Below are 22,210 nucleotides of genomic sequence, written 5' to 3' on the forward strand. Positions count from 1 at the left end.
AGACGATACGCATGTTGTCCGATCGCATTGTGCTGGCGCAGACGCCGATCCGTGTGCTCGACGCCGTCAAGTGGGACGAGAACATTCGCAAGGGGTTCCTCAAGGCCAAAGGCAAGGAAATGCCGGCGGTGGATCGCGACTATTACCTCAATCGGCCGCTGAGTTTTGATTCGAGCAAGGTCAAGCTGGAGTTCCAGAACATCGAGCGCGACATCACCCGCCAGCTTGGCCAGTTCAACCCGGTCGGGCAGATCATGCGGCGCATGTGCAAGGAATACCGCATGGTGGTGCGCATGCTCGAAGCGCGCGGTACCGAAGATTTCGGTCTGATCTCCCAAGAGTTGTATGGCGCCGCGTCTGATGCGTTCCACGCCGGTGACCCGACCCTGGCCGACCTCGGCCTGATGATGTCCGACTACCTGAACAACATTGATGGCCGTGGCGATTTGAAGGACGAGCCGAAGATCCTCACCGCCAAGGACGCCGTGCATCTGCTGCAAACCCGTCTGAACAAAGTGTTCGGCGAGGCCGAAGAAACCATCCGCGTGTTCGAGTCCGACGGTATCGTTGCTGACGCGGCGGCCGGTGCGGACTACATCAAGATCCGCACCGATGCGATGTTCAACGACCGCGACGTGCGCGCGCTGGAAGTCCACGAAGGCCTGGTCCACGTCGGCACCACGCTCAACGGTTTGAACCAGCCGATCTGCACCTTCCTGTCCAAAGGCCCACCGTCGTCGACGGTGACCCAGGAAGGCCTGGCGATCCTGATGGAAATCATCACCTTCGCCTCCTACCCGAGCCGCCTGCGCAAACTGACCAACCGCACCCGCGCCATTCATATGGTCGAGGAGGGCGCGGACTTCCTGCAGGTTTTCGAATTCTTCCGTGAGCAGGGCTTCGAGATGGCGGAAAGTTACGGCAACGCCAGTCGCGTTTTCCGTGGATCGACACCGACCGGTCTGCCATTTACCAAAGACTTGTCCTATCTCAAGGGCTTTATCATGGTTTACAACTACATTCAGTTGGCCGTGCGTAAGGGCAAGCTTGAGCAGATTCCGTTGTTGTTCTGCGGCAAGACCACGCTGGAAGACATGCGCACCTTGCGCCAGCTGGTGGATGAAGGATTGGTGGTGCCGCCGAAGTATCTGCCTGACCAGTTCCGCGATTTGAATGCGTTGTCGGCGTGGATGTGCTTCTCCAACTTCCTCAACCATTTGAGCCTGGACCGGATCGAAGCGGATTACTCCAATATCCTCTAGCCCACACAATAAACCCCTGTAGGAGTGAGCCTGCTCGCGATAGCGGTGTGTCAACCAACACAAATAGCGACTGACACACCGCTATCGCGAGCAGGCTCGCTCCCACAGTTTTGATTTGTGTCTGACTCCCTATTTTCGCGAGGTTTCACCGGATGAGAATCCTCGGCATCTTCTGCCTGCTCCTGACCCTCGGCGGTTGCAGTTCGCTGTTGTTCTACCCCGAGCCGGGCCAGATCTTCACCCCGGAAAAAGCCAAGCTCGAATACCGCACCGTCACCCTGGTCACGGCGGATGGCTTGAAGCTCAACGCTTGGTGGCTGCCGGCCAAACCCGGCGTAGAGGTCAAAGGCACCGTCCTGCACCTGCACGGCAATGGCGGCAATCTGCCTATGCATTTGGGCGGGAGCTGGTGGCTGCCAAAAAACGGCTATCAAGTGCTGCTGGTCGACTATCGCGGTTATGGCTTGTCCGAAGGCAAACCGAGCCTGCCGGCGATCTATCAGGACATCGACGCCGCGTTCGCATGGCTGGACAAGGCGCCGGAAGTCAAAGGCAAGCCGCTGATCCTGCTCGGCCAAAGCCTCGGCGGTTCGATGGCGGTGCATTGGCTGGTGCAGCATCCCGAGCGGCAAAAACAGCTGAAAGCGCTGGTCCTCGACGGCGTGCCCGCGAGCTATCGCAGCGTCGGCCAATACGCGCTCAGCACTTCGTGGCTGACCTGGCCATTTCAGGTGCCGTTGTCGTGGCTGGTGCCGGACAGCGACAGTGCGATCAACTCGATGCCGCAACTCAACGGCGTGCCGAAACTGATCTTCCACAGCATCGACGATCCACTGGTGCCGCTGTCCAACGGCATCCGTCTGTATCAAGCGGCGCCACCGCCGCGCGTGCTGCAACTGACCCGTGGCGGCCATGTGCAGACCTTCGGCGACCCGGTGTGGCGCCTGGTCATGCTGCGCTACCTCGACGATCCCGAGCATTTCAACGGCCTGCGCCGCCTCGGCGAAATCCCCAATTATCCGACACCCCCGAATTCTGAAGACGAGAGTCCGCAATGACTGAAGAACGCAACGCCATCCCGCTGATCATCACCGGTATCTGCAGCATCCTCGGCACCGTTGGAGCGCTGTGGTACTACGGCTACCTGCACTTCGCCAAACCCGAGGATGCGTTGCTGCTCAACGAATTCACCATGCTCAAGACTGTTCCGGGTGAGGATTACAAGGTTTCGCTGGATCCCGCGCCGCAGGTGGCGCAGTGCATTGATGGGGTGCTGGTGTTGTTCGATACCGAGCAGAAAGGTCTGACCGGTGTGTTGATCAACGCACAGAAAAAAGCCGTGCGCTGCATGGGCGAAGAAACCCCGCAGAAGCTTGAGCAGTGATTCTGCAGGACCAGCCCTCACCCTAACCCTCCCGAAACGTCGGACCGAGGGGACTGACCGAGTTGTCTTTCGCTATCCACCGACCTGAAAGAGAGTGTCGACTATGGATTCCGCAAAGCAACTTCAGGCCGATGCAGTAACTGAACATTCCCCATTCGGCTCCCTCTCCCTCGGGAGAGGGCTGGGGTGAGGGGCCGCAATATCAGCTGCCACCAAAAAAGCCCCGCCATCTTTGAACGACGGACCTTCTACCGCTAAGGGCCGGCTGTCACCGTGATTTTTCGATTAGCACTCCATGGCGAGCGCTTACCGTCGATGCTTTGCCATGCCGTCATGGAAAAGGTTCCCGGAGGTAAGCTCCAGACACTTCGCACCGACCAGTTGCCATAGGCATCGGCGTCTGTTTCCGCCAGTACCTCGTAAGGGCCGTAGACCTTGGACACACGGATATGTGCGCCCGGAAGAGCTTTGCCGGAGAGCAGAGGGTTTTGACCACTGTCACTACCCTCTAGTGGGGTTTCTATGACTGGCGCGTCGAGCGTATCAATTACCTTGATTGTTCGATTGGCACTCCACGGCGAGCGCTTACCATCAATGCTTTGCCAGGCTGTCATGGAAAAAGGCCCTGAGGGTAAGGTCCAGACACTTCGCACTGACCATTTGCCATAGGCATCAGCGTCTGTTTCCGCCAGTACCTCGTAAGGGCCGTAAACGCGGGTTACGCGAATATGGGCGCCAGGCAATGCTATGCCTGAAAGCAAAGGGTTGTAACCGGAGTCAGCGTTTTCCACTGGCGTAGAGATAACCAGGGGAGGCACATCCACGATATCAACAACGTTGAATAAACGCTGCTCGGACGACCCCGAGACTCTGTCGCCAAAGTACTGCCGAAGCACAAGTGCATTGGGGCCTGATGGCCTATCGGTAGGAGGGGTTATTGACCACCTGCCTTGTACATCCGCGATAGCTGTTGCGAAGAAAGTCTCCGGGGTTGCGGCTTCTGCTACCTTGATCGTTGCTCCCGGTCGCGCCGTTCCAGTAATCAAAGGTTTCAGCGTTGTTGTAGCGTTCTGCTCGGGTGTCATGACCAGCGGTGGCACGACTGTCGTTGTGCAATACGGGAGGCCTTGTCCATTTATTGCAATTGCGAGCGATGCACCAGCCTTATCCGTCGCACAGACTTTGATTTTGATTTTTGCCGTCGCGTCTTCCAGCGTCCGTCCTGGCTGCAGGGTAGGATCGTCCGTTGTGGCAGTTTCTGGCGTGGCATCCAGTTGCGCGTTGCGCACAGTTCCGTTCAGTGACGAGTATCTGATCCAGACGCCGGTTACGCGATTATCGGAGGCGGAAAAGTCATCGAATGGTGTCGGTTGGCGGTACTCAAGCGTTATCAACTGCGGTTCTGTCGTCCGATTGAGAAAGTACAGTTGAGGTCCCGCCTCTCCGAGAACACTCAGTCGATACAGACCTGTCTTACTGATCACGGCGGCTTGCGAGTCATCTAGCCAGCCGGAAAACCACCGGTTGATTGCCGGATAGAGTGTTCCGCCACCCGATACCGAGTCTCCAGTATCACCATACCCGACTGGGCTGCACTCTTCAGGAGCCTGAACAACGTCGTTACTCACCGGACATTTGGTATAAGTGCCGCCATGTGGGTATCCCAGATTGTGGCCGAATTCGTGCTTCCATACATGCGGTGAGCCCGGCATACCTTTAACCCAAATCCAGTTTCCCGGCACCGTAGCGATTGCGCCCCCGCCACAAGGAACAGCTACAAACAAGAACGCAAAAGCGGCAGGATCAATGTTCTGTGCAAGTGCCGCCTTGCGCCCCGCATCAAGACTGCCTGAGGCACTACAGGTCACAGGTTTCGGGCCGAAATCGGCTTCAATTTGTGTGCCCTCCAGTTTCAGCTTATTGCCTGACGCGGACAGGATATAAGAGCGCAAGGAGTTCCAGTGCGTCGAGAAGGTTTGCTCAGCAATTTTTTTGGTGTCCAGGCCCGGTTCGCCAGACCAGTGCCCGACCACCAGTAATACCTTTTGAACGCCTGTGACCGGACGCTTTTTCACGGGAACGAGCATTTCAGGATCGGTGCTGATGATCATGTCATCCGGATCATGCAATGGCTCATTTTGGGGGGGCGGGTTACTCCAGCTGAACGCAGCATGGAATAGTGTCGACAACAACCCGATAGCGATGATTGATCGTTTCATGGGGGCTTCCTTGTCAGGGGCGGGATGACAAGCAACAGCCTCTTCCGTGAATGGATCTTCGTCTACTGTCACAGTTGACAGTTGACGTCGTTCTCTAAAGGTGAAGAACCCCATGCGTATAGAGCAATAGTTTTTCAAACTACCAATAAAAAAGCCCCGCCTGACTCAGTCAGGCGGGGCTTTCGCGTTACAGCAGTGCGCTTAGTTCGAGCTGACCGCCGAACGTGGCATCACTGGTTGGTTGTCGTTGGAAATGGTCACTTCCACACGACGGTTCATCGCACGGCCGGAAGCGCTGCCGTTCTCGGCAACCGGGTATTCCTTGCCGTAGCCTTGGGTGACGATGCGCGCTGGATCAACGCCCATTTTCACCAGTGCGGTACGCACGGAGTTGGCGCGACGCTCGGACAGCGACTGGTTGTGGCTGGCGGTACCGGTGCTGTCGGTGTAACCCTCGACGATCACTTTGCGATCCGGGTTTTCCTGAAGGAACTGCGCCAGTTTGTTGATGTTGACCAGACCGCTGGACTTCAGGTCAGCACGGTCGGTGGCGAACAGTACGTCACCGAAAGTCACCAGCGTACCGCGATCGGTCTGCTTGGCGTTCAGGCTGTCCTGCAGTTGTTTGATCTGCTGATCGCGAGCATCCAGACGCGCCTGGGCACGTTGGGCGGCGGCGTTCTTCAGGTTATTTTCCGCAGTGCGCAGGGCGATGGTCTGCTTGGCCACTTCCACACGCTGGTTGGTCAGGTAGGCCAGTTGGTCAACCTTGGCAGCGTCTTGCTTGTCCAGGTAGGCCTTGTCGGCCTTGTCCAGGTAATCGCTGGCGTCTTTGGTTTCCAGTGCCGCGACTTTGCTCGCCTGTGGGTTGGCTTGCAGGCCGGCGTAGTTGGTGCGCGCGTTTTCCAGATTCGGGTTAGGCGGAGTCGAGCAGGCAGCCAAGGCAACGCTTGCGGCGAGGAGAGCGGGGATCATCAGTTGCTTACGCATAATTTGTCGTCCTTTCTATCGGTAAGAGATTCAGCTTTGCGGTCGGGATGCGCGCTTACTGCACGGTGCGCTGACTTTCCTGACGCAGTTCCTGAACACCTTTCTGGGAATCCTTCACAGCCTGTTCGGCTTTAGCGGCCTGAGCCTTGCGTTCGGCGACGCGAGCGTCCCACTCGGCTTGCTCGGACAGGATGCGAGCTTCGTCATACTTCTTGTCGTGCATGGCGATTTCGGCTTGTTTCAGTTTGTCCTGTGCTTGCTTCATCTCAACGGCAGCGAACTCGGTACCGCCAGCGCTGACGGCGCTGTTCACCGCCGACTGGGTCACGGCGTATTGCTCGGTCGGTGGGTTACCGGCGCAACCGGCCAGTACGAAGCTGGTGCCGATGGCCAGAGCCGCCAGTTTCAGACCGCGCAGGTGGGTAAACGAGGTTTGGTTTTTCATGGTCTTCAACTCCATTAGGCATCTCCTGAAAACAACTGAATCCATCCTGGTCGAGGAGCCGAAAGCGTCGTGTGAAAGGCGTTTTTGAAACGCTCGTTCCAGGCGTGGTTACAGGTTCCGACCGGAGGCGTTTTTCAAAAGTTCAGAAAAGATGGCCTATCGCCAAAATAATTTTTGACCGAATGGACAAGGCTCTAGAGCGGGAACTTTGGCGGGATGAAGCGGTACGCGCGGAGTTTTCGGATCCCGAAAACACACTGATTTTGAACTGGAATACGATCTTTGTAGGAGTGAGCCTGCTCGCGATAGCGGTGTATCAGACAACAAAAATGTCGACTGAAAATCCGCCATCGCGAGCAGGCTCGCTCCCACAGTTTTGATCTGTGTGGTGTCAGTGTTTTTGCTTGCCTGCTGCGGCCGAGAGGTCATGCAAATGCCGGCGCGAAAGGGCCAGAAAACGCGGCGTAGGCCCGACGTCTTCATACAGCGGATCACCTTCCTCATCGGTCGCCACCACCGTCGAACCCTTCACATACGGCAGGCTCGCTTCAAACTCTTCAAGCGCCGCGCCGATCAGTTCGCCAAGCAATTCTTCGACATGACGTTTGGGGTACATCTCGGTAATCGCTGCCAGACGCGCCGCAGCTTCAACGTCCAGATGAATCGCGTAGCCAGTGTCGGTCATACGACCTTTGGCGTTTTCTTCCCAATGCTGGGCGAGTTCACGAATTTTCATGATGACCTCATTTCGCACCTGCTCATGGCAGGTCTGGGTGAGTGTCCGCCGGGGCCGGCGGCAAGCCGTTGTGCGGCTTACTGTTGAGACTAGCTTTCGCCCACAAGGTTTAACGTCCCTTGGTCGGATGCTTGTAAGAAGCGTCGTAGAGCGGCACTCTCTAGGTCATGCACTCGTTTCTAAGCCGTCCGGATTACTGCTGGGGAATTGCTGATGACCGATATTGATGCACGCTTGCGCGAAGACGTTCACCTGCTCGGAGAGCTGCTGGGCAACACCATTCGAGATCAGTACGGCGAGGCTTTCCTCGACAAGATCGAGCAGATTCGTAAGGGCGCCAAGGCCGATCGGCGTGGTTCTATGGACGCCGAACTGAGCGCCAGCCTCAATCAATTGAGCGAAGACGAATTGCTCCCCGTGGCGCGCGCGTTCAACCAGTTTCTCAACCTGGCGAACATCGCCGAGCAGTATCAGTTGATTCATCGTCGCGAGGAGTCGCAGTCGGCGCCGTTCGAATCCCGCGTGCTGCCGGAATTGCTCGCGCGTTTGCGCAGTGAAGGCCACAGCGCCGAATCGCTGGCCCGGCAACTGGCGCGGCTGGAAATCGAACTTGTGTTGACCGCGCACCCCACCGAAGTAGCGCGGCGCACGCTGATCCAGAAATACGACGCGATCGCCGGGCAACTCGCCGCGCAGGACCATCGCGACCTGACCAGCGCCGAACGCGAACAGATTCAAAACACCCTGCAGCGGCTGATCGCCGAAGCCTGGCACACCGAAGAAATCCGCCGCACGCGCCCGACGCCAGTCGATGAAGCCAAATGGGGTTTCGCGGTGATCGAGCATTCGCTGTGGCAAGCGATCCCCAACCATATGCGCAAGGCCGACAAGGCGTTGTATGAAGCGACCGGCCTGCGTCTGCCACTGGAAGCGGCGCCGATTCGCTTCGCGTCGTGGATGGGCGGCGACCGTGACGGCAACCCCAACGTCACCGCTGCGGTGACCCGCGAAGTGTTGCTGCTGGCGCGCTGGATGGCCGCCGATCTGTACCTGCGTGATGTCGATCATCTTGCCGCCGAATTGTCGATGCAACAGGCCAGCGATGCACTCAAAGCCAAGGCCGGCGACAGCGCCGAACCGTATCGTGCGGTGCTCAAGCAACTGCGCGAACGCCTGCGCGCCACGCGCAATTGGGCACACGCTGCGCTGACTGCACCGACGCCAGCGCCGACAGACGTGCTGCACAACAACCGCGATCTGCTCGATCCACTGGAGCTGTGCTTCAACTCGCTGCACGAGTGCGGCATGGGCGTGATCGCTGATGGTCCGTTGCTCGACTGTCTGCGTCGGGCGGTGACCTTCGGCCTGTTCCTTGTGCGTCTGGATGTGCGCCAGGACTCGTCGCGCCACAGCTCGGCGATGACTGAAATCACCGATTACCTCGGCCTCGGTCGCTACGAAGACTGGGACGAAGAGCAGCGCATCAGCTTCCTGACCCGCGAACTGAGCAATCGTCGGCCACTGCTGCCAGCGCATTTCAAACCGTCCGCTGACACCGCCGAAGTGCTCAACACCTGCAAGGAAATTGCCGCGGCGCCGGGCGCTTCGCTCGGTTCCTACGTGATCTCCATGGCCGGTGCAGCTTCCGATGTGCTCGCCGTGCAACTGCTGCTCAAAGAGTCTGGCGTGCTGCGGCCGATGCGCGTGGTGCCGTTGTTCGAAACCCTTGCCGACCTCGACAACGCCGGGCCGGTGATGGAGCGGCTGTTGCTGCTGCCGGGTTACCGTGCACGGCTGCAAGGCCCGCAGGAAGTGATGATCGGTTATTCCGACTCGGCCAAGGACGCTGGCACCACGGCGGCGGCCTGGGCGCAATATCGTGCGCAGGAACGCTTGGTGGAAATCTGCCGCGAGCAACAAGTCGAACTGCTGCTGTTCCACGGTCGCGGCGGCACCGTGGGCCGTGGCGGTGGTCCGGCGCATGCGGCGATTCTGTCGCAACCGCCGGGCTCGGTGGCCGGGCGTTTCCGCACCACTGAGCAGGGGGAAATGATTCGATTCAAATTCGGCCTGCCGGACATCGCCGAGCAAAACCTCAATCTGTATCTGGCGGCGGTGCTTGAAGCAACGCTGCTGCCTCCACCGCCGCCGACACCAGAGTGGCGTCACTTGATGGACGAATTGGCGGCCGATGGCGTCAGCGCTTATCGCCAGGTCGTGCGGGAAAATCCGCAATTCGTCGAGTACTTCCGTCAGTCCACGCCAGAGCAGGAGTTGGGTCGCTTGCCACTGGGCAGTCGTCCGGCCAAACGCCGCGCCGGCGGTATCGAAAGTCTGCGGGCGATTCCGTGGATCTTCGGCTGGACGCAAACGCGGCTGATGCTGCCGGCGTGGCTGGGGTGGGAGTCGGCGCTGAGCAAGGCGCTGGAGCGCGGCGAGGGCGAGTTGCTCGGGCAGATGCGCGAACAATGGCCGTTCTTCCGTACGCGTATCGACATGCTGGAAATGGTCCTGGCCAAGGCTGATGTGGATATTGCGCTGTCCTACGATCAGCGTCTGGTCGAGCCTGATCTGCTGCCGTTGGGCGCGCAGTTACGCGACCTATTGTCGCAGGCGTGCGCGGTGGTGCTCGGCCTGACTGGCCAGTCGCAACTGCTGGCACATAGCCCTGACACCCTTGAATTCATCCGCCTGCGCAACACCTACCTCGACCCGCTGCATCTATTGCAGGCCGAACTGCTGGCCCGTTCGCGGCAGCAGGATGTCGAGCAGGGCAGCCCGGTGGAACAGGCGTTGCTGGTGTCTGTGGCGGGGATTGCCGCTGGTTTGCGAAATACCGGCTAAGGTTTTTGTCGGGTGCGCGGTAGCCGGACGAAGACTTGGCTGTCGCGTTGCCTGACCGGCGAAAGTGCCGCGAGGCGACAGTTAATGATGGGGTTGCGACTTGGGTTACCGCGTCGCGAGGTCGCGGGGGGCGTCGGTTTCTCCGACTTTTGGCGTCTTGTGTGGGCGCAGCCTGCTGTGTATCTTGATCAGCCTTTGGCCGTTTATGCGGCCACGACCCGTATTTTCAGGATTCGTCCCAAGAGGCGAATCCTTTGTTTTGTAAAAGCTTTTTATAAAAAAATTGAGGAGCACATCTAATGCGCGTCATTCTGCTGGGAGCTCCCGGGGCCGGTAAAGGTACTCAGGCTAAGTTCATCACCGAAAAATTCGGCATTCCACAAATTTCCACCGGCGACATGCTGCGTGCAGCGGTCAAGGCCGGTACTCCACTGGGCGTTCAAGCCAAGAGCATCATGGATGCCGGCGGCCTGGTGTCGGATGACCTGATCATCGCACTGGTTCAGGACCGCATCGCTCAGCCAGACTGCGCCAACGGTTTCCTGTTCGACGGCTTCCCGCGCACCATTCCGCAGGCTGAGGCTCTGGTTTCTGCCGGCGTTGAGCTGGATGCAGTGGTTGAAATCGCTGTTGAAGACGAAGAAATCGTTCAACGCATCGCCGGCCGTCGTGTTCACGAAGCCAGCGGCCGCGTTTACCACATCGTCTACAACCCGCCGAAAATCGCAGGCAAAGACGACATCACCGGCGAAGAGCTGGTACAGCGCAAGGACGACACCGAAGAAACCGTGCGTCATCGCCTGTCGGTCTACCATTCGCAGACCAAGCCGCTGGTGGATTTCTACCAGAAGCTGTCGGCTGCCAACGGCAAGCCAAAGTACAGCCACATCGAAGGCGTTGGTTCGGTTGATGCAATCACCACCAAGGTGCTGGCAGCGCTGAGCTGAAAAGTCTGATCGGCTGCATCATCCACGGCCCGCTTGCGGGCCGTAGTTGTTTATACTGACGCCCTTTTTCCCACACCTGTTTTGGAAACATCGATGAGCACCTTGCTGGCCCTGGACACCGCGACTGAAGCTTGCTCCGTTGCCTTGCTGCATGACGGCAAGGTTACGAGCCATTACGAGGTGATCCCGCGCCTGCACGCGCAGAAACTGCTGCCGATGATCCAGCAACTGCTGGCCGACGCCGGCACCACGTTGCAAGCGGTCGATGCGATTGCTTTTGGTCGCGGGCCTGGCGCGTTCACTGGTGTGCGGATTGCCATCGGTGTGGTGCAGGGTCTGGCGTTTGCGCTGGATCGTCCGGTATTGCCAGTGTCCAACCTGGCCGTGCTGGCGCAGCGGGCGTTGCGTGAGCACGGTGTGAGCCAGGTCGCGGCGGCCATCGATGCGCGGATGGATGAAGTGTATTGGGGCTGCTACCGCGAGACGGCGGGGGAGATGCGTCTGGTTGGTGCCGAAGCGGTGTTGCCGCCGGAAGTCGCGGCGCTGCCGGCCGATGCCAGTGGTGAGTGGTTCGGTGCTGGCACGGGTTGGAGTTATGCCGAGCGCATCGCGGTCAATCTGACCGGTTCCGATGCCGCCATGCTGCCCCACGCCGAAGACTTGCTGACCCTGGCGCGCTTCGCCTGGGAGCGCGGCGAGTCGATCCCGGCTGACGATGCGCAACCGGTTTACCTGCGCGATAAAGTCGCCACCCCGAAAGCCCGCTAACTCGTCACGAACCCTGTGGGAGCGAGCTTGCTCGCGAAGGCTTCTGGTCAGCCAATATCAATGTTGAATGTGCTGAACTCTTCGCGAGCAAGCTCGCTCCCACAGGGAATTAAGTCGCCCGCGAATCCGCCAATCGTCAGTTTCTAATCCCTCGCTTTAAACCTTTTGCGCTTTATGTGTTCTAGTTATCACTCGGCAGTTTGCTAAGTCGGTCAAGTGCCGCTAAATTGCCATCATCGATACCGAGCATGAAATTATGCGTATAGACGGCCTTTCCTCTCAGTCCTACCCCATCAAGCGCAAGCCTCGCAAAGGCCATGTGACTGTGGATGAGTCCGTCGATGACATCGACGGTGAGCTGGAATTTCCGACTGAAGAGCAACTGGCTGCCCGTGCTGCCGCCAAAGCCGCCGCGCAACGCCTGAGCAATCTGCCCGCCCGCCAACAAGACATGATTTACCACCGCGCCATGAGCAAAAGCGTAGCGATGGCCCTCGCCAGCTACCTGAGCACCGCCGGTTTTGTCGATTGGGATGCAGACGTGCTGGGCCTCGATCTGTATATCTGATGGATCTGCCTTACTACCTCGGTTGTCCGTCCTGGAGCGAAAACGCCTGGCGCGAGTATCTGTACCCGGTAGACGCCAAAACCTCAGATTTCCTCGGTCTCTATTCCCAAGTGTTCAACGCCGTTGAAGGCAACACGACCTTCTACGCCAGCCCGTCGCCCGCCACGGTGCAGCGTTGGGCCGAGGTCATGCCCGAGCACTTCCGCTTCACCGCCAAATTCCCCGGCGACATCAGCCACAGTGGTGACCTGCGCGAGCAACTGACCGCCGCCGAAACATTTCTGCAATTACTCAAACCCCTCGGTGAGCGCGTCTCGCCGATGTGGTTGCAACTGTCGAAAAGCTTCACGCCGCAGCGGCTGCCGGAACTGGCGGCGTTTATTGATGCGCTGGATTGCCCGTTGGCGGTGGAAGTGCGCCATGAACAGTTCTTCGCCAAGGGCGAGAGCGAACGTCTGCTCAATCGCCTGCTGCTGGATCGTGGCGTTGAGCGCATCTGCCTCGACCCGCGTGCGCTGTTCAGTTGCTTGTCGACTGAATCTTCGGTAATCCACGCGCAATCGAAAAAGCCACGCGTGCCGACGCGCCCGGCGGCGTTCACCCAGTTCCCGCAAGTGCGCTTCATTGGCCATCCGGAACTGGAAGCCAACGACCCGTTCCTAGTGCCGTGGGTGGCGAAAATCGCCGAGTGGATCGAAGAGGGCCGCACGCCGTACATCTTCCTGCACACCGCCGATAACCTGCTGGCGGCGAAACTGGCGCAACGTTTTCACGCACAACTGATGCAACGTTTGCCTGGCCTGCCAGCGCTGCCTGCGCTATACAGAGAACCCGCCGCGGAGCAACTTGGCCTGCTCTGAAGCGGATTTTTTTCTGCCCAGGAGTCTGCCGATGGATGCCCAAGCCCGTAAAGCCCACGCCTTCAAAGCCCTGCATGACCAATCGGGGATTTTCGTGATTCCTAATCCGTGGGATGCGGGGTCGGCAAAAATGCTCGCCAGTCTTGGCTATCAGGCTTTGGCGACCACCAGTGCCGGTTATGCGTTTTCCCAAGGCAAGGCCGATGGCGCGTTGAGCCTTGATGAGACCTTGGCCAATGTCCGCGCGATTGTCGCTGCCACCGATTTGCCGGTAGCGGTGGATCTGGAAAACGGTTTCGCTGATGACCCGGCTGAATGCGCCAAGAGTCTGCTGCGTGCTGCCGAGGCCGGCGCTGTTGGTGGTTCGATTGAAGACGCCACGGGCCGCGCGGATGCGCCAATCTACTGCTTCGAACACGCTGTGGCGCGCATCGAGGCCGCTGTCGCTGCGGTGCGCACGCTACCTTTTCCCTTCATCCTCACCGCGCGGGCGGAAAACTACCTGCACGGTAATCCCGATCTCAACGACACCATTCGCCGCCTGCAGGCCTTCGCCGAGGCAGGGGCCGACGTGTTGTATGCGCCAGGTTTGCGCAACGCCGAAGAAGTGCTGGCAGTGGTGCGTGCGGTGGCGCCGAAACCGGTCAATGTGCTGATGTCCGGCGGTTTGAAACTGACCGTGCAGGAGCTGCAAGAAATGGGCGTGCGGCGCATCAGTACCGGTTCGGCACTGGCGTTGGCGGCGTTCGGCGAATTCTTCCGTGCCGCTGAAGAAATCCAGCAATCCGGCACTTTCGGGTTTACCTCGCAGTCGATGCCGTACGCCAAAGCCAATCAATTCTTCAAAGGCTGAGCATGGGGCGGTGGATCGCGCTAACCGTGTTGCTGATCACTGGCGGCGCGTTGATCAGTGTGTGGCGCGGTTGGCTGGACGTGCCGCCGTCATGGAATCCATGGGCGCCACTGGACGTAAAAGCCGCGCCCAACTGGCTGACCGGCTACAAGCTGATGCGTTTGCGCAGTGATCCTGAACTCTGTGCCCAGGCGTTGAACAGCTCTGATCTGCGGGTCACGCGACAAGCCGATAGCCCGGACGCCAAGTGCCCGCTGATCGGTGCCTTGCGCGTACAGGGCGGTGAGGTGGCGTTGAGCAGCAGTTTCCTCGCCAGTTGTCCGCTGGCGGTGGCCTACGCGATGTTTGAACAGCACACGCTGCAACCTGCTGCACAATCCGTGTACGGGCAGAAGGTCGCACGCCTTGATCACCTCGGCAGCTTCGCCTGTCGCAATATCTACAATCGCGAAAGCGGCGCGCTCAGCCGCCATGCCAGTGCCGATGCGCTGGACATCGCCGGGTTTCGTCTCGCCGACGGCCGCAGCATCAGTGTGCTCAAGGACTGGCCGAAGCAAAATCAGGACGCACAATTTCTGCGTCAGGTGCGCGATGGCGCCTGCGAGGCGTTCAGTGTGGTTTTGGGTCCGGATTACAACACCGCCCACCGCAATCACTTTCATGTCGATGTCGGACGCTGGAGCGTGTGTCGCTGAGGCTTAGGCGGCGAGGCGCAGGTTCTGCAGAACGATCGGGCGGGCCCAACCGTTATCAAAATCCAGTGCTTTCTGTTGCTCGACGATTTCTTCCGGCGGGAACGGCGGGTAAGGCTTCTGCAGCAGATCCAGATCGAACTCGGCAATCGGCAAGTACAGCGGCTTCTTCTGCGGGGCCGGGCCAGGCTCTGGAACGGGCTGACCATTGTTGATCACCACCGGGCGAACCCAACTGCTGTCGAAATCCTGCTGCGCCTGCTGAGCTTGCAGTTCTTCTGGCGGGAATGGCGGGAACGGCTTGTCCAGCAGTTCCATTTCGAATTCGGCGATCGGCAGGAACAGCGGCTCTGGCGGACGCACTTCGGTTTCCACCACATCGCACTCGCGCTGGCTGACGATGTGCGCGTGCAGCTCGCTGCCGATGGTCGGTTCTTCCGGGCTGCTCAGGTCAACCGGCGGAAATGTACCGCAGGCAGGCACCACTTCACTCGTCTGTTCGGCCATCGCTTGGGCAAAGAAATCCTGCCACAGGTGACTGACGCCGCTCAGTGCTTGAGTGTTGTGACGGCTAAAGTCGCCATGGGGCGAGATGTAGCCAATCGATGTGGGAAGAATGCCTGACATTTTTTTCGGTTGACGCTCAGCTCTGGCAAAATGCGCGTTGAATGAATTATCGGCGGTTTTTGCCGATCCTTGAATTTTTGAGCGTGTTTTCCATGATCGAGCAACCCGCGGCCTGCCGCATCCATGTCCAGGCCCTCGGCCCGACGTTTGAAGCGCAAGCCGAGCAGTGGGCCGAACGCCTCGGTCTGCCGCTTGCAGTGGCGGACGGCGAGTTTGCCTTGCAGGTCGGCGAGCAGGGTTTGCAGCTGCAACAGCTCGGCCCGGACGCACCGGGGCCGGTGCGGGTCGACTTTGTTGAGGGCGGCGCTGCGCATCGTCGGCTATACGGCGGCGGCAGCGGGCAGATGATCGCCAAGGCTGTCGGCATCGCCCAAGGCGTGCGCCCGCGGGTGCTGGATGCCACGGCGGGATTGGGCAAGGATGCGTTCGTGCTGGCCAGCCTCGGTTGCGAGATGAGCCTGATCGAGCGCCAGCCGCTGATTGGCGCGCTGCTGGAGGATGGCCCGGCGCGGGGCGCGGAAGATTTCGATGTCGCGCCGATCGTGGCGCGGATGAAATTGCTCAAGGGCAACTCCATCGAGGTCATGCAGAACTGGGAGGGTGAGGCGCCGCAGGTGATCTACCTCGACCCGATGTTTCCGCACCGTGAAAAGACCGCGCTGGTGAAAAAGGAGATGCGCCTGTTCCGGCCGTTGGTGGGCGATGATCCGGACGCGCCGGCGTTGCTCGAAGCCGCGTTGGCGTTGGCGACGCACCGGGTGGTGGTCAAGCGACCGCGCAAGGCGCCGTGCATTGCGGGGCCGAAGCCGAGTCATGCGCTGGATGGCAAGTCCAGTCGATACGATATCTACCCGAAGAAAGCGCTCAAGCCTTAAACCGAGTTGCCCCCATTCGCGAGCAAGCTCGCTCCCACATTTGAAATGCATTCCAATGTGGGAGCGAGCTTGCTCGCGAAGGCGTCCCCTCAGACACCTTAAAAGTCAGGACCTGTAAGCACGCATAAACAAAGCCACCACTTCCTGAATATGGCTCTCCGAAGCCTCTTCGCTCAACGGTTCACCACAGCCATATAACAAACGAAAATTCCCCGCGCCCTTGATCAGGCAGAAGAAATGCTCAGCAGCATTGCGCGGCAGATCGATGCTCAGCGCGCCGGTCTCGTGGATGCACGTCAACAACCGTTCCATGCCCTGCACCATGCGCTGCGGACCCGCCTCGAAGAAGATCAGCGACAGCTTCGGATCCTGACTGCCGAGCGCCATGATCAATCGGTGCAGATTCACCGATTCATCGCTGTTGATCAGGTGATGAAAGCCCCGCGCAATGTTCAGCAACACATTTTCGACGGCGATGCCTTCGGGCAATTCGAAGAACAGCGGCGGTAATTGCTCCTCGCATTTGGCCACCACGGCGGCGGAGAACAGCGTCTCCTTGTCGTTGAAATGGCTGTAGACCGTCAGCTTCGACACGCCGGCCTCGCTGGCGACCGCGTCCATGCTGGTGTTGGCGTAGCCATGACTCAGAAACAGAATTTTCGCCGCGTCGAGGATCGCCTGGCGCTTGGCCAGATCCTTGGGGCGGCCCGGGCCGTTTGGAGCTGAAAGATTGTTCGACATTCTTCGCTTTTAATACTGGACTGGTGAGTTTGCTATTAATAACATACCCGCCAGTATAATTATTCCAAGCACCATTAGCGAAAGGTCCGTCACCATGTTCCGCCATGCGTTGTCCCTCGCGTTGCCAGTGAGTCTGGCGTTCCTTTTGTCAGCATGCGGTCAGGAAGAGGCGACGCAAGTCGCCGTGCGACCAGCCATGGTGGTGCAGCCAGAGCCTTCGGCACAGGCGATGGAAAGTTATCCGGGCGAGGTGCGCGCCCGCTACGAACCGGATCTGGCATTCCGCATTGGCGGCAAAGTCAGCCGACGACTGGTCGATGAAGGTCAGCGCGTGAAGGCTGATCAGCCACTCGCCGAACTCGATCCGCAGGACGTGCGCCTGCAACTGGAAGCCACTCGCGCCCAGGTGGCTGCCGCCGAAGCCAATCTCAATCTGGTCCGCGCCGAACGTGATCGCTACAAGACCCTGATGGATCGGCAGATGGTCAGCCGCTCGGCCTACGACAACGCCGAAAACCTTTACCGCTCCGGTGAGGCCCGTCTCAAACAAATCAAAGCTGAATTCAACGTTTCGACCAATCAGGCCAGTTACGCCGTGTTGCGTGCGCCGCAGGATGGCGTGGTGGCCAAGCGTTCGGTCGAGGTTGGGCAGGTGGTTGCCGCCGGGCAAACGGTGTTTACCCTTGCCACTGATGGCGAGCGCGAAGTACTGATCAGCCTGCCGGAGCAGAGCTTCGGCCGCTTCAAGGTCGGTCAGCCTGTGACCGTCGAACTGTGGACACAGCAGAACCAGCGCTTCGCCGGGCAGATCCGCGAACTGTCGCCCGCCGCCGATCCACGCTCGCGCACTTTCGCTGCGCGCATTTCTTTCGTGAGCGGCAAAGTCCCGTCCGAACTGGGGCAGAGCGCCCGGGTGTTTGTGCAATCGGCCGATAGCGTTTCCCTCTCGGTGCCGCTCTCGGCACTCACCGCCGAAAACGGTGCGACCTACGTCTGGGTCGTCAGCGCCAACAACACCTTGAAGAAAACCCCGGTGCGCATCGGCCCGTTCGGCGAGAAAACCGTGCCGGTACTCGAAGGCTTGAACGCCAGTGACTGGGTGGTGGCTGCTGGCGTGCATGTGTTGCTCGAAGGGCAGCAGGTGCGTCCGGTGGATCGCTCCAATCGCGTGGTCAATCTGGCGAACAAGGAGTAAGCCCCGATGCGCTTCAACCTTTCCGAATGGGCGCTGCGTAATCGCCAGATCGTACTGTTCCTGATGCTTTTGCTGGCCATCGTCGGTGCGTTGTCCTACACCAAACTCGGCCAGAGTGAAGACCCGCCGTTCACGTTCAAGGCCATGGTGATTCAAACCCGTTGGCCGGGGGCGACCGCGCAGGAAGTCTCGCGGCAGGTCACCGAGCGTATTGAAAAGAAACTGATGGAAACCGGTGAATACGAACGCATCGTGTCGTTCTCGCGCCCCGGCGAATCGCAGGTCACGTTCATTGCCCGCGATTCGATGCATTCCAAGCAAATCCCCGACCTCTGGTATCAGGTGCGCAAGAAGGTCAGTGATATTCGCCAGACCTTGCCGCCGGATATTCAGGGGCCGTTTTTCAACGATGAGTTCGGCACCACGTTCGGTAATATCTATGCGCTGACCGGGGACGGTTTCGATTACGCCGTGCTCAAGGATTACGCCGACCGCATCCAGATCCAGCTGCAACGGGTCAAGGATGTCGGCAAGGTCGACTTGCTCGGTTTGCAGGACGAGAAAATCTGGGTCGAGCTGTCCAACGTCAAACTGGCGACTCTCGGCCTGCCGCTGGCGGCGGTACAACAAGCGCTGCAAGAACAGAACGCGGTCTCGACCGCCGGGTTCTTCGAAACCGGTAGCGAGCGCTTGCAGCTACGGGTCTCGGGGAATTTTCAGACGGTCGAGGAGATAAAGAACTTCCCGATCCGCGTCGGCGATCGTACGTTCCGCATCTCCGATGTCGCCGATGTGCGTCGCGGTTTCAACGATCCACCGGCGCCGCGCATGCGTTTCATGGGCGAAGATGCGATTGGTCTCGCGGTGGCGATGAAGGATGGCGGCGACATTCTGGTGCTGGGTAAAGCGCTGGAAGGCGAGTTCTCGCGCATCCAGAAAAACCTTCCGGCCGGCATGCAATTGCGCAAGGTTTCCGATCAGCCGGCGGCGGTGAAAACCGGAGTCGGCGAGTTCGTCCAGGTGCTGGTCGAGGCGCTGGCGATTGTCTTGCTGGTGAGCTTCTTCTCCCTCGGCGTGCGCACCGGCATGGTCGTGGCACTGACCATTCCACTGGTGCTGGCGATGACCTTCGCCTGCATGTATTACCTCGGCATCGGCCTGCACAAGATCTCCCTTGGTGCGTTGGTGCTGGCGCTGGGCTTGCTGGTGGATGACGCGATCATCGCCGTGGAAATGATGGCGATCAAAATGGAGCAGGGCTTTGATCGCATCCGCGCGGCGAGTTATGCCTGGACCAGTACCGCGTTCCCTATGCTCACCGGTACGTTGATCACCGCCGCCGGGTTTCTGCCGATTGCCACGGCGCAATCCGGCACTGGCGAATACACCCGTTCGATCTTCCAGGTGGTGACCATCGCCTTGCTCGCGTCCTGGGTGGCGGCGGTGATGTTCGTGCCGTATCTGGGGGAAAAACTCCTGCCGGATCTGGCGAAAATTCATGCGGCCAAACATGGTACCGCCGATGGTCAGGCTGATCCGTACGGCACGCCGTTTTATCAGCGCGTTCGGCGCTTGGTGGAGTGGTGCGTGGCGCACCGCAAGACCGTGATCGTGCTGACGGTGGGGCTGTTTATCGCCTCGGTGATGTTGTTCCGTTTCGTCCCGCAGCAGTTTTTCCCGGCTTCCAATCGACTGGAGTTGATGGTTGATCTGAAACTGGCTGAAGGCGCGTCGTTGGCCAATACCACTGGCGAGGTGAAACGTCTGGAGGCGATGCTCAAGGATCACGCCGGTATTGATAATTATGTGGCGTATGTCGGCACCGGATCGCCGCGCTTTTATCTGCCTTTGGATCAACAGTTGCCGGCGGCCAGTTTTGCGCAGTTTGTGGTGTTGGCGAAAACCATTGAGGAACGTGAAGCGCTGCGCAGTTGGTTGATCGAGACGCTTAACGAGCAATTCCCGGCCCTGCGTTCGCGGGTGACGCGTCTGGAGAACGGTCCTCCGGTTGGCTACCCGGTGCAGTTCCGCGTCACCGGTGAGCACATCGAAGAGGTTCGTGCGTTGGCGCGCAAGGTCGCGGCCAAGGTTCGCGAGAATCCGCATGTGGTCAATGTGCATCTGGATTGGGAAGAACCGAGCAAGGTCGTGTACCTGAACATCGATCAGGATCGCGCGCGAGCATTGGGTGTAAGCACGGCCAATCTGGCGAAATTCCTGCAGAGTTCGTTGACCGGGTCGAGTGTCAGTCAGTATCGCGAAGACAACGAATTGATCGAGATTCTGCTGCGCGGCACGGTGCATGAACGCACTGAATTGTCCTTGTTGCCGAGTCTGGCGGTGCCGACGGATAACGGCCGCAGTGTGGCGTTGTCGCAGATTGCCACGCTGGAATATGGCTTTGAGGAAGGGATTATCTGGCATCGCAATCGTCTGCCGAACGTGACCGTGCGTGCGGATATTTATGGCAAGGAGCAGCCGGCGACATTGGTGAAGCAGATCATGCCGACGCTGGATTCGATTCGCGCCGAGTTGCCCGATGGTTATCTGCTGGATGTCGGCGGTACGGTGGAGGATTCCGAGCGTGGGCAGAAGTCGGTGAATGCCGGGGTGCCGATGTTCATCGTGGTGGTGCTGACCTTGCTGATGGTGCAGTTGCGCAGTTTTTCGCGCACGGTGATGGTGTTTTTGACGGCGCCGCTGGGGTTGATCGGGGTGACGTTGTTTTTGATGGTGTTCCGTCAGCCGTTCGGGTTTGTGGCGATGCTGGGGACGATTGCGTTGTCCGGGATGATCATGCGCAATTCGGTGATTCTGGTGGATCAGATCGAGCAGGACATTGCTTCGGGGCTTAAGCCTTGGCAGGCGATTATCGAGGCTACGGTTCGACGCTTCAGGCCGATTGTGTTGACGGCGCTGGCGGCGGTGCTGGCGATGATTCCGTTGTCACGTAGTGTGTTTTTTGGGCCGATGGCGGTGGCGATCATGGGTGGGTTGATTGTTGCGACTGCGCTGACGCTGTTGTTTTTGCCGGCGTTGTATGCGGCTTGGTTCCGGGTGCGTAAGGGCGCTTGATTCTTTTGTGACGTGGCGGCCTTTGGGCCGACCATGTTCTTGGGGTTTTGGGTGTATATCCGTTTCTGCGGGTGCTGCCGCTGGCGGTTTCGCTCTTACAGCGAGTCCCTTTGGCAAACGCCCCAAAGGAACCAAAGGTCTTTGCCCTGACGTTCGGCCCGCTCGCTGGGGCTCGGGGTTCCTTCGCTCCGGGATCGATCCGGGCGCATCGCCTACGGTTTGCTTCGCTGCACCTCCTCTCGATGTGTTCGACTTCGTCGAACGGTCGCTGCGCTCCCACCCCCGGATCAATCCCTCCACTCAGCCTGCCGACGGGCCTTAAGATCAAAAGCTGCAGCCGAGCTAACGCTCATCCTGTTGAGTGGTGGGGAGCAGAAGCGATCTGCTCTCGCTTTTCTGTGGGAGTGAGCTTGCTCGCGAAGGCGGCCTGATAGCCGACCTGTTTTTGCAGATGTACGCAATCCAACTGTAGGAGCGAGCTTGCTCGCGAAGGCGGCCTGACAGCCGACCTGTTTTTTGCAGATGTACGCAATTCAACTGTAGGAGTGAGCCTGCTCGCGAAGGCGGCCTGACAGCCGACCAGGTTTTTGCAGATGTACGCAATCCAACTTTGGGAGCGAGCTTGCTCGCGAAGGCGGCCTGACAGCCGACCTGTTTTTTGCAGATGTACGCAATCCAACTGTGGGAGCGAGCCTGCTCGCGAAGGCGGCCTGACAGCCGACCTGTTTTCCGCAGATGTACCCCATCCGACTGTAGGAGTGAGCCTGCTCGCGAAAGCGGCCCGACATCCGACCTGTTTTCCGCAGGTGTACTCAATCCAAATGTAGGAGCGAGCTTGCTCGCGAAGGCGGCCTGACAGCCGACCAGGTTTTTGCAGATGTACGCAATCCAACTGTGGGGGCGAGCTTGCTCGCGAAGGCGGCCTGACAGCCGACCAGGTTTTTGCAGATGTACGCAATCCAACTGTGGGAGCGAGCTTGCTCGCGAAGGCGGCCTGACAGCCGACCTGTTTTTTGCAGATGTACGCAATTCAACTGTAGGAGTGAGCCTGCTCGCGAAGGCGGCCTGACAGCCGACCAGGTTTTTGCAGATGTACGCAATCCAACTTTGGGAGCGAGCTTGCTCGCGA

The 22,210-nt window shown here is 59.3% G+C and carries 20 protein-coding genes; 14 read left to right on the top strand and 6 right to left on the bottom strand.

The window, feature by feature from the left end:
• Positions 1-11: 11 nt before the first annotated feature.
• The 3 genes from AB4O11_RS13955 (at position 12) to AB4O11_RS13965 (ending at position 2,646) form a co-directional block, all read left to right on the top strand.
• Positions 12-1,262, top strand: a complete 1,251-nt coding sequence (locus tag AB4O11_RS13955; protein WP_175559644.1) for a flavohemoglobin expression-modulating QEGLA motif protein — start codon at positions 12-14, stop codon at positions 1,260-1,262.
• Between the two features lie 152 nt (positions 1,263-1,414).
• On the top strand, positions 1,415-2,320 hold the full coding sequence (locus AB4O11_RS13960) for an alpha/beta hydrolase (protein WP_460130956.1): 906 nt from the start codon (positions 1,415-1,417) through the stop codon (positions 2,318-2,320).
• Positions 2,317-2,646: a hypothetical protein gene (locus AB4O11_RS13965; protein WP_034154859.1), complete on the top strand. Its 330-nt coding sequence runs from the start codon at positions 2,317-2,319 to the stop codon at positions 2,644-2,646. The genes AB4O11_RS13960 and AB4O11_RS13965 overlap by 4 nt, the downstream gene beginning before the upstream one ends.
• Positions 2,647-2,900: 254 nt before the next feature.
• Here the strand turns inward: AB4O11_RS13965 and AB4O11_RS13970 are convergent, their stop codons facing one another.
• From AB4O11_RS13970 to AB4O11_RS13980, 3 genes are all read right to left on the bottom strand, one after another.
• Positions 2,901-4,865, bottom strand: coding sequence for a hypothetical protein (locus AB4O11_RS13970; protein WP_460130958.1), 1,965 nt, complete (start codon positions 4,863-4,865; stop codon positions 2,901-2,903).
• Positions 4,866-5,066: 201 nt separating this feature from the next.
• Positions 5,067-5,855: an OmpA family protein gene (locus tag AB4O11_RS13975; protein WP_007908901.1), complete on the bottom strand. Its 789-nt coding sequence runs from the start codon at positions 5,853-5,855 to the stop codon at positions 5,067-5,069.
• Positions 5,856-5,910: 55 nt separating this feature from the next.
• Positions 5,911-6,315 carry a DUF4398 domain-containing protein gene (locus AB4O11_RS13980; RefSeq protein ID WP_093436697.1) on the bottom strand — a complete coding sequence of 135 codons (405 nt, stop codon included), beginning with the start codon at positions 6,313-6,315 and terminating at the stop codon, positions 5,911-5,913.
• Between the two features lie 56 nt (positions 6,316-6,371).
• On the opposite strand from AB4O11_RS13980, the gene AB4O11_RS13985 reads away from it, so the two are divergent.
• Positions 6,372-6,680, top strand: a complete 309-nt coding sequence (locus tag AB4O11_RS13985) for a hypothetical protein (RefSeq protein WP_158561660.1) — start codon at positions 6,372-6,374, stop codon at positions 6,678-6,680.
• Between the two features lie 11 nt (positions 6,681-6,691).
• Here AB4O11_RS13985 and AB4O11_RS13990 read toward each other — a convergent pair whose 3' ends face one another.
• Positions 6,692-7,036 (bottom strand): pilin assembly protein, encoded by a 345-nt coding sequence (locus tag AB4O11_RS13990; protein ID WP_099758109.1) that lies wholly within the window; start codon positions 7,034-7,036, stop codon positions 6,692-6,694.
• Positions 7,037-7,249: 213 nt separating this feature from the next.
• Between AB4O11_RS13990 and ppc the strand changes: the two genes are divergently transcribed.
• From ppc to AB4O11_RS14025, 7 genes are all read left to right on the top strand, one after another.
• Positions 7,250-9,880 carry a phosphoenolpyruvate carboxylase gene (ppc, locus tag AB4O11_RS13995; protein ID WP_460130960.1) on the top strand — a complete coding sequence of 877 codons (2,631 nt, stop codon included), beginning with the start codon at positions 7,250-7,252 and terminating at the stop codon, positions 9,878-9,880.
• 299 nt (positions 9,881-10,179) lie between these two features.
• Positions 10,180-10,827 (top strand): adenylate kinase, encoded by a 648-nt coding sequence (gene adk / locus AB4O11_RS14000; RefSeq protein WP_093436683.1) that lies wholly within the window; start codon positions 10,180-10,182, stop codon positions 10,825-10,827.
• Positions 10,828-10,920: 93 nt separating this feature from the next.
• Positions 10,921-11,595 (top strand): tRNA (adenosine(37)-N6)-threonylcarbamoyltransferase complex dimerization subunit type 1 TsaB, encoded by a 675-nt coding sequence (tsaB, locus tag AB4O11_RS14005; RefSeq protein WP_414926616.1) that lies wholly within the window; start codon positions 10,921-10,923, stop codon positions 11,593-11,595.
• A gap of 256 nt (positions 11,596-11,851) precedes the next feature.
• Positions 11,852-12,163: a hypothetical protein gene (locus AB4O11_RS14010; RefSeq protein WP_093436677.1), complete on the top strand. Its 312-nt coding sequence runs from the start codon at positions 11,852-11,854 to the stop codon at positions 12,161-12,163.
• On the top strand, positions 12,163-13,023 hold the full coding sequence (locus tag AB4O11_RS14015; RefSeq protein WP_460130963.1) for a DUF72 domain-containing protein: 861 nt from the start codon (positions 12,163-12,165) through the stop codon (positions 13,021-13,023). Before AB4O11_RS14010 ends, AB4O11_RS14015 begins: the two co-directional genes overlap by 1 nt.
• A gap of 31 nt (positions 13,024-13,054) precedes the next feature.
• Positions 13,055-13,876 carry an isocitrate lyase/PEP mutase family protein gene (locus AB4O11_RS14020; RefSeq protein ID WP_093436671.1) on the top strand — a complete coding sequence of 274 codons (822 nt, stop codon included), beginning with the start codon at positions 13,055-13,057 and terminating at the stop codon, positions 13,874-13,876.
• A 2-nt stretch (positions 13,877-13,878) separates the two neighbouring features.
• Entirely contained in the window at positions 13,879-14,571 is a 693-nt protein-coding gene (locus AB4O11_RS14025) for an extensin-like domain-containing protein (RefSeq protein WP_150792465.1), read from the top strand.
• 3 nt (positions 14,572-14,574) lie between these two features.
• Here the strand turns inward: AB4O11_RS14025 and AB4O11_RS14030 are convergent, their stop codons facing one another.
• Entirely contained in the window at positions 14,575-15,195 is a 621-nt protein-coding gene (locus tag AB4O11_RS14030) for an energy transducer TonB (RefSeq protein ID WP_093436665.1), read from the bottom strand.
• A gap of 92 nt (positions 15,196-15,287) precedes the next feature.
• Between AB4O11_RS14030 and AB4O11_RS14035 the strand changes: the two genes are divergently transcribed.
• Positions 15,288-16,070, top strand: a complete 783-nt coding sequence (locus AB4O11_RS14035) for a class I SAM-dependent methyltransferase (protein ID WP_460130966.1) — start codon at positions 15,288-15,290, stop codon at positions 16,068-16,070.
• A 105-nt stretch (positions 16,071-16,175) separates the two neighbouring features.
• Here the strand turns inward: AB4O11_RS14035 and AB4O11_RS14040 are convergent, their stop codons facing one another.
• Positions 16,176-16,811 carry a TetR/AcrR family transcriptional regulator gene (locus AB4O11_RS14040; protein WP_460130968.1) on the bottom strand — a complete coding sequence of 212 codons (636 nt, stop codon included), beginning with the start codon at positions 16,809-16,811 and terminating at the stop codon, positions 16,176-16,178.
• Between the two features lie 94 nt (positions 16,812-16,905).
• Between AB4O11_RS14040 and AB4O11_RS14045 the strand changes: the two genes are divergently transcribed.
• A complete protein-coding gene (locus AB4O11_RS14045) occupies positions 16,906-18,006 on the top strand; it encodes an efflux RND transporter periplasmic adaptor subunit (protein WP_460130971.1) in 1,101 nt (366 codons plus the stop codon).
• A gap of 6 nt (positions 18,007-18,012) precedes the next feature.
• Positions 18,013-21,081: an efflux RND transporter permease subunit gene (locus tag AB4O11_RS14050; protein WP_093436655.1), complete on the top strand. Its 3,069-nt coding sequence runs from the start codon at positions 18,013-18,015 to the stop codon at positions 21,079-21,081.
• Positions 21,082-22,210 lie beyond the last annotated feature (1,129 nt).

This window comes from Pseudomonas sp. H1_D05 (assembly GCF_054682705.1).

Coding starts and splice junctions, on each gene's coding strand:
- AB4O11_RS14010 (WP_093436677.1), top strand. CDS start 11,852: ATGCGTATAGACGGCCTTTCCTCTCAGTCCTACCCCATCAAGCGCAAG.
- AB4O11_RS14015 (WP_460130963.1), top strand. CDS start 12,163: ATGGATCTGCCTTACTACCTCGGTTGTCCGTCCTGGAGCGAAAACGCC.
- ppc (WP_460130960.1), top strand. CDS start 7,250: ATGACCGATATTGATGCACGCTTGCGCGAAGACGTTCACCTGCTCGGA.
- AB4O11_RS14025 (WP_150792465.1), top strand. CDS start 13,879: ATGGGGCGGTGGATCGCGCTAACCGTGTTGCTGATCACTGGCGGCGCG.
- AB4O11_RS14035 (WP_460130966.1), top strand. CDS start 15,288: ATGATCGAGCAACCCGCGGCCTGCCGCATCCATGTCCAGGCCCTCGGC.
- AB4O11_RS14030 (WP_093436665.1), bottom strand. CDS start 15,195: ATGTCAGGCATTCTTCCCACATCGATTGGCTACATCTCGCCCCATGGC.
- adk (WP_093436683.1), top strand. CDS start 10,180: ATGCGCGTCATTCTGCTGGGAGCTCCCGGGGCCGGTAAAGGTACTCAG.
- AB4O11_RS14045 (WP_460130971.1), top strand. CDS start 16,906: ATGTTCCGCCATGCGTTGTCCCTCGCGTTGCCAGTGAGTCTGGCGTTC.
- AB4O11_RS14020 (WP_093436671.1), top strand. CDS start 13,055: ATGGATGCCCAAGCCCGTAAAGCCCACGCCTTCAAAGCCCTGCATGAC.
- AB4O11_RS14040 (WP_460130968.1), bottom strand. CDS start 16,811: ATGTCGAACAATCTTTCAGCTCCAAACGGCCCGGGCCGCCCCAAGGAT.
- AB4O11_RS14050 (WP_093436655.1), top strand. CDS start 18,013: ATGCGCTTCAACCTTTCCGAATGGGCGCTGCGTAATCGCCAGATCGTA.
- AB4O11_RS13975 (WP_007908901.1), bottom strand. CDS start 5,855: ATGCGTAAGCAACTGATGATCCCCGCTCTCCTCGCCGCAAGCGTTGCC.
- tsaB (WP_414926616.1), top strand. CDS start 10,921: ATGAGCACCTTGCTGGCCCTGGACACCGCGACTGAAGCTTGCTCCGTT.
- AB4O11_RS13970 (WP_460130958.1), bottom strand. CDS start 4,865: ATGAAACGATCAATCATCGCTATCGGGTTGTTGTCGACACTATTCCAT.
- AB4O11_RS13990 (WP_099758109.1), bottom strand. CDS start 7,036: ATGAAAATTCGTGAACTCGCCCAGCATTGGGAAGAAAACGCCAAAGGT.
- AB4O11_RS13955 (WP_175559644.1), top strand. CDS start 12: ATGTTGTCCGATCGCATTGTGCTGGCGCAGACGCCGATCCGTGTGCTC.
- AB4O11_RS13980 (WP_093436697.1), bottom strand. CDS start 6,315: ATGGAGTTGAAGACCATGAAAAACCAAACCTCGTTTACCCACCTGCGC.
- AB4O11_RS13960 (WP_460130956.1), top strand. CDS start 1,415: ATGAGAATCCTCGGCATCTTCTGCCTGCTCCTGACCCTCGGCGGTTGC.
- AB4O11_RS13965 (WP_034154859.1), top strand. CDS start 2,317: ATGACTGAAGAACGCAACGCCATCCCGCTGATCATCACCGGTATCTGC.